Here is a 13259-nt window from a genome sequence, read left to right on the forward strand (position 1 = left end):
CAAAAATACATTTTTATTTATCAAAACCTATTTTTAGTTTTGTCTAAATTTTAATTTAAACTAAATGAAAATATATTTTACACACATCGCTCTTTTAAGCATGGCCTTGATAAACTACTGTTTTGCCCAAACGACCTCCTTGAACGGCAAGGTGACCGACAATAGTGAACCACTACCTTTGGCCAACGTGCTTTTGAAGGGAGCCGAAATGGGCACAGCGACCGATGTGGATGGCCTGTTCGAGCTGACCAACATTCCACCGGGCGACTATATATTGATGGTGTCCTCTTTGGGGTATCTGCCCTTTCAAACCAAGATCACCCTGGGTTCTGGAGAAGCCAAAACCATCAACATATCGCTTGAGCCCTCCGCGGAAAATCTGGACGAAACCGTGGTGACAGGTACCCTAAAACCGGTCAGTCGTTTGGAAAGCCCTGTTCCCGTAGAGGTCTATACCCCCGCTTTTTTAAAAAAGAACCCTACGGCGAGTGTTTTTGATGCACTTCAAAATGTGAACGGCGTTCGCCCGCAGATCAATTGCAATGTGTGCAACACCGGGGACATCCACATCAATGGGCTTGAAGGTCCCTATACGCTGGTCCTTATTGACGGAATGCCCATTGTGAGCGGTCTGGGCACCGTGTACGGCCTCACCGGTATTCCGAATTCCCTCATCGAACAGATTGAGATCGTGAAAGGTCCTGCTTCCTCTCTTTACGGCAGCGAAGCGGTAGGTGGACTCATCAATATCATCACCAAAAATGCCCTGAGTGCCCCTGAGTTCTTCGCGGATGGATTTGCCACCGGTTGGGGCGAGTACAATCTGGATGTGGGCAGTAAAATTGATATCGGCAAAAAAACAGACCTGCTTTTGGGGGTCAATTATTTCAATTATGATGTGCCCATTGACAACAACGGGGATAATTTTACCGATGTCACCCTCCAAGATCGTTTCTCCATTTTCCAAAAATGGGATGTTGAACGTAAAAATTCGCGTGTCCTATCCTTGGCAGGTCGTTTTTTTTATGAGGACCGCTGGGGCGGTGAAATGCAATGGACCCCGGAATACCGAGGTGGTGATGAAATCTATGGGGAAAGCATCTACACCCGTCGTTGGGAGGTGTTGGGGAAATACCAATTGCCCCTTGAGGAAAAAATGTTGTTGTCCGTTTCCTATAATGACCATAACCAGAACTCGGTGTATGGCGATACGGAATATTTGGCGGACCAGCGTATCGGCTTTGCGCAGCTCACATGGGACAAGACCTTGGAGCATCACGACCTGTTGTTCGGAAGTGCGGTGCGGTACAATTATTATGATGACAACACCCCGGCGACCACGGAAGCCGACCATATTTGGATTCCCAGCCTTTTTGTCCAAGATGAATATTCGTTTGCGACCAAGCATTCCTTTTTGGCGGGCATGCGATATGATTACGATCAAAGGCACGGCAATATTTTGACCCCCCGTGCTGCCTACAAATGGAAAATTTCGGGCCATGATATCTTTAGGTTGAATGCCGGGACAGGTTTTCGGGTAGTAAATCTTTTTACCGAAGACCACGCAGCCCTCACGGGTGCGCGCGAGGTGGTCATTGCGGAAGAATTGAAGCCGGAACGCTCCGTCAACGTCAATCTTAACTATTTGAAGAAGATTTATAGCGATAACGGGACTTTTATAGGAATCGATGCCTCAGCATTTTACACCCGGTTCTCCAATGTGATCCTCCCCGATTATGAGACCAACCCCAACCAGATCATTTATGACAATCTGGATGGCAAATCAGTGTCCCAGGGTTTCAGTGCGAATTTGGATGTGGCCTTTCCCAGCAGTTTGAAGATCATGGTAGGGGCCACTTGGCAAGATGTGAGCAATACGGAAAACGGAGTGACCCAGCAGCAAATCCTGACCGAGAGCATTACCGCCACCTGGAACCTTTCCTATACCTTTCGTTCCCTAAAACTTACGGCCGATTACACGGGTAACCTCTATGGTCCGATGCGATTGCCCCTTTTGGGCGAGTTGGACCCAAGAAGTGAATATTCACCTACTTGGAGCATCCAGAACATTCAGTTCACCTACAAAGGATTGGATAATTTTGAAGTGTATGGAGGTATCAAAAATCTGTTGGACTGGACGCCCAACCGTGGCAACCCGTTTATCATTGCACGGGCCAATGATCCTTTTGACAAAGAAGTCACCTTTGACAGCAATGGCAATGCCGTAGCCACACCGAACAACCCCTACGCACTTACCTTTGATCCCGCTTATGTGTACGGGCCCAATCAGGGCATTCGAGGGTTCTTCGGGGTAAGGTATACGGTTTTTTAGAGGTGTGGAAAGATTGGTTATCTTAGATTAAACCATGTTTATTTTTCCAATATATTACACAAAATGGATGTAAGAGATTCACTTAATTTTCATACATATATTGAACATTCACAAAGCCTATTGGTGGCTGCAGATTGTAATTTGGATTTACTCAAGGAATCTTTCAAGAACGAGCCCAATGATAGGATAAAATCTATAGGCTTGTTCAGGTCTTCAAAACTCCTTTATGCTGTAAGTATTGAGTTAATCCTTAAAGCTAGAGGTTTATTTGAAGAAAGAAGTAGTATAAAGAATGGTGAAATAAAATCATTCAACGAGTATTTAAATAAATGGAGAGAGAAAACCAATGGTCATGATTTTTTAAAAATAATTAAGAAATACAACATTGAAATTAATGAAGAGGATAAGTCAATGTTAGATGAAATAGCTCAATTTACTAGTTGGGCTGGAAGATTTCCATACCCTAAGAATGAATCAACGGTTATTGAAATGGAAAAAAACGGTAGGAATTTAGGTTCAATCGGCTTAAGGTATAAAGTCTGGGCCAACGAATTTCATAAACGGCAAGTTTACATAATGGCTGGTTAAAGTATCTTCCTCAAACCCCCTATCTTTGAACCTATGTCCCATTACGATTACATCATTATAGGAGCGGGAGCCGCAGGCCTTTTGTTGGCCGATGCCATGGGCGGGGACCAGTTCTTTGCCTCCAAATCCATTTTGGTGCTGGACAAGGACAACAAGACCAATAACGACCGTACCTGGTGTTTTTGGGAACGGGGCAAAGGCCAGTTTGATGATTTGGTCCACAAAACATGGGACAACATCTATGTGGGTGGGCAACAGTTTCAAAAATCCACTTCCATTCTGCCATACACCTACAAAATGCTCCGCGGGATTGATTTCTACAATCACTTTTTACCAAAGGTAAAAGCCTATCCGAACATCACTTGGGCCCAAGAAGAGGTGATTGATATTGAAGAGAAGGAAATTGAAGTTTTGGTGTCCACAACTCAACAAAAATACATAGGCCGAACGGTATTTTCCAGTAGATATGATCCTTCCATCCTCTTAAAACAAAAGAAATTCCCCGCTTTACAGCAACATTTTCTGGGATGGCAAATAAAAACCGACCGGTTGGTTTTCAACTCAGAAGAGGTCACCTTTATGGACTTTTCCGTGCCCCAAAAAGGCAACACCCGGTTCATCTATGTACTCCCCTTTTCGGAAAACGAAGCCTTGGTGGAATACACTTTGTTTTCAGAACATCTTTTGGAAAAAAGCGAATACGAAGATGCCATCAAAACCTATATTGCAACGGATTTTGGAGACGCCAAATACACCATCGAAGAAACTGAATTCGGGAGTATTCCCATGACCTGTTATCCTTTCCACCAACACAATACGGACCGTGTTTTCCATATGGGCATTGCAGGCGGATGGGCCAAACCAAGTACGGGCTATACGTTTTACAACACCAGTAGGCAAGTCCCCAAATTGGTGGAACACCTAAAGAGGGGAAAGCGGTTGTCCGAGTTCCATCAAAAAAGCAGGTTTCTATTCTATGACATGCTCTTGCTCGACATTTTGCATGGGAAGAACCACTTGGGCCACGACATATTCGAGTCGATGTTCCGGAGACGAAAGGCTTCGCTGATCTTGAAGTTTCTCGAAAACGAGACCAATCTATGGGAAGAATTGAAAATTGTCACGGCCCCAAAACCGCTTCCATTTATCAAGGCCCTGTTCAAAAGGATGTTTTAAACGGTGCGCTGCATCAAACTCTCGCCAAACTTTTTGAGCAAAGCTTTGCTTTCCTTCGGCAAATCGATTTTTTCCAACTCATCAAAAGCCTTTTGGGTAAACGCACTGATAGCCTCCTTGGTCTCTCCAACGGCATCGCTTTCCTCAAAAATGGACTTGACCGCTTCCACTTTGGCTGTGGAATCTTCGGGCTTGATGGAATAAAGGTGCAAAAGACTTTCTTTGTTCTGCTTGTTCGCCTTTTCCAGTGCTTTTAGGTACAAAAAGGTCTTCTTGTTTTCCCTAATGTCCCCCCCGGCCTGTTTGCCAAAGCTCTCCGGGTCGCCAAAAGCATCCAGATAATCATCCTGCAACTGAAAGGCAATTCCCAGATTTCTCCCAAATTCGTAAATGGCGTCCGCATCTTTTTGCGGAGCTTTGGCCACCAGGGCCCCCATTTTCATGGCGGCGGCTACCAAAACGGAAGTCTTGTACTCGATCATTTTGAGGTATTCGGGAATGGTAACGTCGTCCCGCATCTCAAAATCCACATCGTACTGTTGCCCCTCGCAGACCTCAATGGCCGTTTTGCTGAAAAGCGAGGTGAGTTCCTTATACATTTCAGCTGGATAGCTTTCAAAAAATTGATAGGAAAGGATCAACATGGCATCCCCGGAAAGGATTCCCGTGTTCAGGTCCCATTTTTCATGAACGGTGACCTTACCCCTTCGGAGCGGGGCATCGTCCATGATATCATCGTGCACCAATGAAAAATTATGGAACATTTCCACGGCCAAGGCGGCATCCATGGCATCCTCTGCCTTACCTCCGAAAATTTCCGTGGTCATGAGTGTGAGGATGGGACGCAACCGTTTTCCGCCCAGCCCCAAGATATATTGTATGGGGGCATACAGGTTTTGGGGTTCCGTCATTGGGGTGTGGGCCTCCAAATGGGCCACAAAACCATCCCTGTACGTATCGATGAATTGAGTTTCAGACATAGGGCCAAAAATACATTCAAAAAATGGAAAAGAAAGGGAATCGTCAGGAGTTCTTGTTGCTTGGATTTTTATGGAATAGGGGATGATGGGATTGTTCGATTTGAACCTGAACTTGTGCTTGAACTTTGACACTCATCTGATTTTCAACCCAAAACAGGGCAACCAAAAGGCAAAAGGCACATCAATGAAAAAAAAATTGCTTAAAAATTGCAATAGATTTGAAATCCTTCGTCTCTATCAATGAAGAGAGCAATGAAACATTTTTGAGTGGCTGGCCAGACAGAGAACCATAATAACCTTAGCACCTTTTTCAACGAGGAATACAGTTCGTTGAGGTCGTATGTGCAATCCAAGATCCGGGACACTTCGGAAAGGGATGCGGAGGATATTGTACAGGATGTTGCCCTTCGGATTTTCTCGCGTGCGGACGATACCATGCCCATCAACAACATCGGAGGGTTTGTGTACAACGCCATACGCAACAGGATCATAGACATCATGAGGGGCAAAAAGGAAAGAAAGCTCCCCAGTGAGGACATAGACCAACAGTGGCAGGAATTTGCGGAACTGTTCTATGGCGATGCCGACAATAGTTATTCCCCTGAAATGGAAGCGGCCCTCAAAAAGGCCATAACGGACTTGAAACCGGTGTACAGGGACATTGTGATCGCCATTGATTTTGAAGGATTTACCTATAAAGAATTGGCCGAACGCACCGGCATACCCTCAGGGACATTGATGTCCCGAAGGCACCGGGCGATGTCGGAATTGTCAAAAAGTTTGGAAAACATAAAAGAATCTAATTATGGAACGTAAAAATGACTTTGAAAAAAGAGTTGAAAAAAAGGTGGCGCACAAAGTGAAGAAAATCGTAAAGGTAATTGCCATGGTGCTCTTCGGAGCGGCAATGCTGCTCTTGGCAAACTACCTTCTGATGCGATTGTGGAACTGGTTGATGCCCGACCTTTTTGGACTGTCCACCATCACCTACTGGCAGGCACTGGGCATCTTTGTCCTGGCCAAACTCCTTTTTGGATTTGGTGGGGGAGGAAAAAAAGGGGGCGGTCCGCGTCACAAATCGAAAGTAAAGTCGTCCAACAGGTGCGGCTCGCTGAGAAGGGACTTTGATGAATGGAAACATTACGACCAATTCTGGAAGGAAGAAGGAGAAGAAGCCTTCAAGGCATACGTGGAAAGAATCAAAAACGAAAATCATGATACCAAGTAAAAAGAACAACCTCAAGGAAAGGTACCTCCACAGGTATATCCCCTTTTTTTGGAACCTGGGGTCAAAAAGCTCCAACAACACCGATACGGACCGACTGTCTGAACAATCTGTCCTAAAGGTTTCCAATTGAAATCCAAAAATAAAGCCGTCGTTAAAAAAATGTAAAACCTAGGAAACTTTTTTTGTTTTTAAAGTTTCCTAAACTACTTTTGCCCCTCATTATGCGGGGAAAAATCATACACAAAGCGACGGAGCTGTTCATCAACCTAGGTTTTAAAAGCGTGACCATGGACGATCTGGCCAATGAAATGGGCATTTCAAAGAAGACCATCTACTCCCATTTCAGGAACAAGACCGAACTGGTGGAGGAAGCCACCATGACCATGTGCGATATCATCACCTCAGGGATAGACCATATCGTTTCACACCAAAAAAACCCCATTGAAGAACTCTATGAGATCAAAAAGTTTGTCATGGTGCACCTAAAGGATGAAAAATCGTCCCCAGTGTACCAATTGCAGAAATATTATCCCAAGATCCACGTAGCCTTGAAACAAAAACAGTACGATTCCATGCATGGCTGCGTGGCGGACAATGTGAGGAGAGGTATGGAAATGGGCATCTATCGGGACAACTTGAACGTGGAATTTGTGTCAAGGATCTATTTTTCGGGGGTGACCAGTATCAAAGACAATCAGCTGTTTCCCACGGAAATTTTTAGCAAGGTCCAAATTTTGGACTACTATCTGGAGTACCATCTCCGTGGCATCGTGACCCCGAAAGGAAGAAAAATACTGAACTCAATCATCAATTCAAATCAAGAATAAATGCGAACAACCCTAATCAGCCTTTTTTTACTATTGCCCTGGCTTATATCGGCCCAGGATACCATCCACAGCTTCAGTTTGGATGAGGCCATTGCATATGCCTTGGAGCACAACTACAGTGCCATCAACGCTTCCCGGGACATTGAGGATGCCCAAAAGCAAAAATGGGAGACCATTGCCACGGGCCTTCCCCAGATATCGGGAGCGGTAAGCTATCAGAACCAATTGAAACAGCCCGTTTCGCAGATTCCTGCTGAATTCTTCGGTGGTGAACCGGGCACCTATCAGGAAGTGGTCTTTGGACAGGCCCAGTCCATGTCCGCCACGGCCACATTGCGCCAAAAAATCTTCGACGGATCCTACATTGTGGGCGTACAGGCCACCAAGACTTTTTTGGACTACAGCCAGAACAACAAGGAAAAAACGGAACTGGAAGTGCGGAAATCCGTTGTGGAAGCCTATGGCAATGTGCTGTTGGCCCAAGAAAGTGTCCAGATCTCCGAAAGGAACAAGGCCACTTTGGAAAAAAACCTCTATGAGACCAAGCGCATCTTCGAAAATGGTCTTGGCGATGAAGAGAGTGTGGACCAATTGCAGATAACGCTTTCCTCTGTGGACAACCAGTTGAAGAATGCCAGGCGATTGGAAAAAATCACCTTGCAGATGTTGAATCTGATGTTGGGCATTCCTATCGATGCACCTACGGTCCTGACCGAGAATTTGGACAACCTCACCCAAAAACAGATTGACCTTGGGTTACTGGACACCGAATTCAACATAGAGAACAACATCGATTACAAATTGGCGGCCAACCTGAACGAGCAGCGGGCCCTGGAACTGAAATTGGCAAAAAGCTATGCGTTGCCCACCCTCAATGCCTTTGTCAACTACGGGGGAAATTCCTTTAGCAACGACTTCAACTTTTTGAGCAGTGGACAACAATGGTTCGGGTCGTCCATTTTGGGTGTGGACCTGAACATTCCCATCTTCAGTTCTTTGGGTAGAAGTGCCACCACCCAGCGGGCCAAAATAGCCTTGGAAAAGGCCAAGACCCAGTTTACGGAGACCCAGGCGCAGGTCCGTCTTCAGTTGGAGAGTGCCAAGAGCGATTATATCCTTTCCATAGAGCAATATGGCACCTCAAAGGAAAATTTGGAGCTTGCCGAACGCATCGAAAAGAAGAACCAGATCAAGTATGAGGAAGGATTGGCCACCAGTTTCGACCTGAGACAGGCCCAGACCCAATTGTACTCCACCCAGCAGGAATACCTGCAATCCATGGTAGATGTAATCAACAAGAAAATCGAACTGGAAAACATATTGAATCAATAAACAAAAGAGAAAACCATTCCATCATGAAAAAAGCAATATATATAACATTGACAGCTGCGGTTCTTGCCTCTTGTGGCGGTGACGGAAACAAGTCATTCGAAAAGGTACTTGCCAGCAAGGACATGGCTGCCATCCGTGCCAAGCATGCTGAAATTTCCCAACAGCACAAAGCACTCGAAACACAGTTGAAGTCCCTTGACTCGGCCATAGTCCTTCTGGACGACACTGCAAAGTTGCCCTTGGTCACGGCTTTTGAGGCCAAGCCCCAGCAGTTCGACCACTATCTGGAGCTACAGGGCGATGTCACCACCAAGCAGAACGTACTCATCTATCCGGAAATGGCGGGGACATTGCAAAGGGTATATGTAAGGGAAGGGCAAAGGGTATCCAAGGGACAATTGCTGGCCACCATTGACGATGGGGGACTTTCCAGCCAATTGGCCCAGTTGAAGACCCAGTCCGAATTGAGCCGCACCACTTTTGAACGCCAAAAAAGGCTCTGGGAACAGAACATAGGCTCCGAGATCCAATACCTTCAGGCCAAGACCAATTATGAGGCCCAAGAAAGTGCCGTAAAGCAAATGGAGAGCCAAGTGGGCAAATCGTCCATCAGGGCCCCTTTTGATGGCATCATTGACGACGTGATCAAAGATCAGGGCAATGTGGTGGCCCCAGGTGCAGGATCTGAAGTGTTCCGCATCGTGAACCTTACCAACATGTACATCAACGTGGAGGTTCCCGAAAGCCATTTGCCCAACGTTACCCCAGGAAAGGATGTCAAGGTGTATTTCCCTGTATTGGGCGACAGTGTCACCACCAAGATCAGGCAGACCGGAAACTTCATCAACCCGAGCAACCGTTCGTACACGGCAGAAATTCCTGTACCCAGTCTAGATGGCAAGGTAAAGCCCAACCTTACGGCAAGGGTCATGATCAACGATTACACCAGCGAGAACGCTATCCTTATCCCCCAGAGCATCCTATCGGAAAACGCCGATGGCGAACAATATGTGTTCTTGGTGGATGCCGATTCCATTTCATCGGACCCCGTGGCCAAAAAAGTCGTCATCAAAACAGGAAAGACCCAGGGCGATTATGTGGAGGTACTCTCAGGAATCAATAGCGGGGATGCCATTATTGATGAAGGAGCGAGAAGCGTGAAGGAAGGACAAAAAGTGAAGATAAAAAACTAGATAGCCAAAGCAATCCATCATTATGAGCAAACAAAAAAAACAAGTAGATAAGGAATTTGGCTTTTCCTCATGGGCCATAGACAACAAGACGACGATGTATGTGCTGATGTTCGTCATCCTTATCCTTGGCGGCATGGCCTACTTCAGTATGCCCAGGGAAAGTTTTCCCGAGGTCAAGGAGACCAAGATATACATCAGCTCGCTCTATCCGGGCAACACGGCCGAGGATATAGAAAAACTCATCACGGACCCTCTTGAGGATCAATTGAAGACCGTGAGTAACGTAGTGGAGATCACCTCCACCTCCCAAGAAGACTACTCCATGATCATTGTGGAGTTCGACGAGAACATTTCCGTGGAAGGAGCGTTGCAAAAAGTAAAGGACGAGGTGGATTCCGAGACCGCAGGTGAGGACTGGCCCACCTTCAACGGGGCCAAAGTGGAACCCAATGTGTTCGACCTGAGCCTTTCCGAGGAAATGCCCATTCTCAACATCAACATTTCTGGGGACTATCCCGTGGACAAACTCAAGGAGTATGGGGAATATCTGGAAGATGAGATCGAAAGCCTGATGGAAATCAAACAGGTGGATATACGTGGTGCACAGGAAAAGGAAGTGGAAGTGGCCGTGGACATCTACAAGATGATGGCCGCCAAGATCAGTTTCAATGACATCATCAACACCATCAACAATGAGAACATGACCACTTCCGCAGGTAACCTCATTACCAGCGGACAGCGAAGGACCATCCGGATCGTGGGTGAAATCGATGAACCCAAAGACTTGGAGAATTTTGTGGTAAAGTCAGAGAACGGCAATTCCACTTACTTGAGGGACATTGCCAAAATCACTTTCAAGGAGGAGGACAGGACCACCTATGCACGTGAGTTCGGTCACCCTGTAGTGATGTTGGACGTCAAAAAACGCTCGGGCAAGAACATGGTGGCAGCAGCGGAACAGATTCAGGTAATCGTTGACGATGCCGTAAAAAATGTGTTCCCACAAGACTTGACAGTGACCATTGCCAATGACCAATCTTCCATGACGATTGGCCAAGTGGACGATTTGGTGAACAACATCATCTTTGGTATCATCCTCGTGGTCACCGTACTGATGTTCTTCCTAGGGTTCAAAAACGCCCTTTTTGTGGGGTTTGCCATCCCTATGTCCATGTTTATGTCCCTGATGATATTGAATGCATTGGGCTATACCATGAACACCATGATCCTTTTCGGACTCATCATGGGATTGGGAATGCTGGTGGACAATGGTATCGTGGTGGTGGAAAATGTGTACCGCCTCATGGACGAGGAAGGTATGTCCAGGACCGAGGCCGCCAAAAAAGGGATTGGGGAGATTGCCTTTCCTATCATCATTTCCACATTGACCACTGTGGCCGCATTTGTGCCTCTGGGGCTATGGCCTGGTATCATGGGGCAGTTCATGATGTACTTCCCGATTACCTTATCCGTGGTACTGGGATCCTCCCTCTTTGTGGCCATATTCTTCAACTCAGTTCTAGTCTCCAGATATATGACCACAGAGGACAAGGAAATGCCCTTGAGACAGATCATTCGCATTACAGCCATCATTTCTGTAATAGGCTTGCTGATCATTCTCTTTGGAGGCACTTACAGAGGTCTGGGCACTGTAATGGTGTTGACCGCCATTATGCTATGGGCTTATAGGATGTTCTTAAGAGGATGGGCCAACAGTTTCCAATTCAATATCCTGCCCAGATGGGAACGTTTTTACGAAAGGACTTTGCGATGGGCACTGGCCAAAAGAAGACCAATTTTTATTGCCATAACCACTTTGGTGTTGCTAGTGATCGCCTTCATGGGATTTGGGGCATCTGTGGGCAGTCAAAGGACCAAAGTAGAGTTCTTCCCTGACAATACCCCGAACCAGGTCATTGTCTATATTGAATATCCGGAAGGAACAGACATTGAAAAGACCAATGCCATCACCAAGGATATAGAGGAGCGGGTGTACGCCATCATCAATTCGGAAGCCTATATGCACGGTGACTACAACTTCCTTACCGAAAGTGCGGTCTCCCAAGTGGGTGAAGGTGCTGGCAACCCGCAGACCGATGGGGGCTCCGCTGCCGAGATGCCCCACCGCGGAAAGATTACCGCTACCATGCGTGAATTCAAATATCGGGAAGGTGCGGACAGTAAAGAGCTTTTGCGCAAAGTACAGGAAGACCTGAAAGATATTTATCCCGGGGTGGCCATTTCTGTGGAAAAAGATGCCGTAGGCCCTCCAGCCGGATACCCCATCAACATTGAGATTGAAGGGGATGATTATACCGAGCTGATCGTTACCGCCGAAAACATGCGGAACTTCATCAATTCCAGGAACATTCCAGGAGTGGATGAGCTCAAGATAGATGTGAACAAATCCAAACCTTCCATGCTGGTCGCCGTGGACCGAAAGAAATCCGGCGAACTGGGCGTGGCCACTGGACAAGTGGGGCAACAGCTCCGTAATTCCATTTTTGGGGCAAAGGCAGGCATCTATAAAGAAGGTGGGGAGGATTATGACATCTATGTTCGCTTTAAGGAAGAGGATCGCTACAACACCAGCGCCCTTTTCAACCAAAGGATCACTTTCAGGGATGCCTCCTCTGGCCAGATCAAGGAAGTGCCCATTTCAGCCGTCGCCAATCAGGTGAACAGTACTGGGTTCAGTGCCATAAAGCACCGCGATGCCCGTAGGGTGGTTACCGTCTATTCCGCCTTGGCCCCTGGCTATACCGATGCTGGAGCCATTGTGGGGAAAATCCAAGAGGAAATGAACGATTTTGAGGGTCTTCCTTCGGGCATCAAAATCGATTATACAGGACAGATTGAGGAGCAGAACAAGCAAATGGCCTTTTTGATGGGTGCCTTTTTCACAGGTCTGGGACTTATCTTTTTCATATTGATCTTCCAGTTCAACTCCATTTCCAAACCAGGTATCATCATGCTTGCCATTTTCTTGAGTTTGATCGGTGTTTTTGGTGGATTGGTAGCCACGGGCAGTGCCTTCGTGATCATGATGACCATGATGGGTATCATTTCCTTGGCCGGTATTGTGGTGAACAACGGGGTGGTACTGTTGGACTATACCCAGTTGTTGATCGATAGGAAAAAGTCCAAATTGGATATGGATGAAGACGAATTGTTGCCACTGGAGGACTTCACGGAGGCCGTGGTAAAAGGAGGCAAGGCGAGGTTGCGACCCGTACTGCTGACCGCCATCACCACCATTTTGGGATTGATTCCGTTGGCCACTGGATTCAACATCAACTTCTTTACCCTTATGGCCGATTTTAACCCGAACATTTACATCGGGGGGGACAACGTGATCTTCTGGGGGCCCTTGGCATGGACCGTGATCTACGGACTGTTCGTGGCCACGTTCCTTACCTTGATCGTGGTACCCATCCTGTTCAGTTTGGTGTACAAACTGAAATTAAGGATCCAAAGGGCCAAGATAAGAAGGGAAGAACGCAAGAATGAAAAATTGGATGCTGCCACGGCTCAGTAGTGTAGCAAAGTAGGCACATAAAAAAGCCCCGACCTTTGGCCGGGGCTTTTTTTCATCTTAAGTCC

General features: G+C 46.7%; 11 protein-coding genes. 10 read left to right on the forward strand and 1 reads right to left on the reverse strand.

From position 1 onward, the window contains the following. Window positions 1–64: 64 nt before the first annotated feature. The 3 genes from FOT42_RS05930 to FOT42_RS05940 all read left to right on the forward strand — a co-directional run bounded on the left by FOT42_RS05930 (window position 65) and on the right by FOT42_RS05940 (window position 4096). Window positions 65–2332 carry a TonB-dependent receptor gene (locus tag FOT42_RS05930; protein WP_151889657.1) on the forward strand — a complete coding sequence of 756 codons (2268 nt, stop codon included), beginning with the start codon at window positions 65–67 and terminating at the stop codon, window positions 2330–2332. Between the two features lie 63 nt (window positions 2333–2395). Next, window positions 2396–2920 carry a hypothetical protein gene (locus FOT42_RS05935; RefSeq protein ID WP_151889658.1) on the forward strand — a complete coding sequence of 175 codons (525 nt, stop codon included), beginning with the start codon at window positions 2396–2398 and terminating at the stop codon, window positions 2918–2920. A gap of 33 nt (window positions 2921–2953) precedes the next feature. Then, window positions 2954–4096, forward strand: coding sequence for a lycopene cyclase family protein (locus FOT42_RS05940; RefSeq protein ID WP_151889659.1), 1143 nt, complete (start codon window positions 2954–2956; stop codon window positions 4094–4096). On the opposite strand, the gene FOT42_RS05945 is transcribed toward FOT42_RS05940, so the two are convergent. Beyond that, window positions 4093–5076, reverse strand: coding sequence for a polyprenyl synthetase family protein (locus FOT42_RS05945; RefSeq protein WP_151889660.1), 984 nt, complete (start codon window positions 5074–5076; stop codon window positions 4093–4095). The two genes, FOT42_RS05940 and FOT42_RS05945, sit on opposite strands and share 4 nt — an antisense overlap. 267 nt (window positions 5077–5343) lie before the next feature. Here FOT42_RS05945 and FOT42_RS05950 point away from each other — a divergent pair, with 267 nt between their 5' ends. From FOT42_RS05950 to FOT42_RS05975, 7 genes are all read left to right on the forward strand, one after another. Next, window positions 5344–5892 (forward strand): RNA polymerase sigma factor, encoded by a 549-nt coding sequence (locus tag FOT42_RS05950; RefSeq protein WP_151889661.1) that lies wholly within the window; start codon window positions 5344–5346, stop codon window positions 5890–5892. Next, the gene (locus FOT42_RS05955; RefSeq protein WP_151889662.1) at window positions 5882–6304 is read left to right on the forward strand and encodes a hypothetical protein; all 423 of its coding nucleotides are present in this window, start codon (window positions 5882–5884) and stop codon (window positions 6302–6304) included. Before FOT42_RS05950 ends, FOT42_RS05955 begins: the two co-directional genes overlap by 11 nt. Beyond that, entirely contained in the window at window positions 6291–6434 is a 144-nt protein-coding gene (locus FOT42_RS18040; RefSeq protein WP_192938334.1) for a hypothetical protein, read from the forward strand. The genes FOT42_RS05955 and FOT42_RS18040 overlap by 14 nt, the downstream gene beginning before the upstream one ends. A gap of 91 nt (window positions 6435–6525) precedes the next feature. Then, window positions 6526–7131 (forward strand): TetR/AcrR family transcriptional regulator, encoded by a 606-nt coding sequence (locus FOT42_RS05960; RefSeq protein WP_151889663.1) that lies wholly within the window; start codon window positions 6526–6528, stop codon window positions 7129–7131. Then, entirely contained in the window at window positions 7132–8463 is a 1332-nt protein-coding gene (locus FOT42_RS05965; protein ID WP_151889664.1) for a TolC family protein, read from the forward strand. It abuts the gene before it with no gap. Window positions 8464–8486: 23 nt separating this feature from the next. Further along, on the forward strand, window positions 8487–9656 hold the full coding sequence (locus FOT42_RS05970; RefSeq protein ID WP_151889665.1) for an efflux RND transporter periplasmic adaptor subunit: 1170 nt from the start codon (window positions 8487–8489) through the stop codon (window positions 9654–9656). Window positions 9657–9678: 22 nt separating this feature from the next. After that, on the forward strand, window positions 9679–13194 hold the full coding sequence (locus FOT42_RS05975; protein WP_151889666.1) for an efflux RND transporter permease subunit: 3516 nt from the start codon (window positions 9679–9681) through the stop codon (window positions 13192–13194). The last annotated feature ends 65 nt before the right edge of the window (window positions 13195–13259 follow it).

This window comes from Flagellimonas hadalis (assembly GCF_007785775.2).
In the GTDB taxonomy this organism is placed as follows: domain Bacteria; phylum Bacteroidota; class Bacteroidia; order Flavobacteriales; family Flavobacteriaceae; genus Flagellimonas; species Flagellimonas hadalis.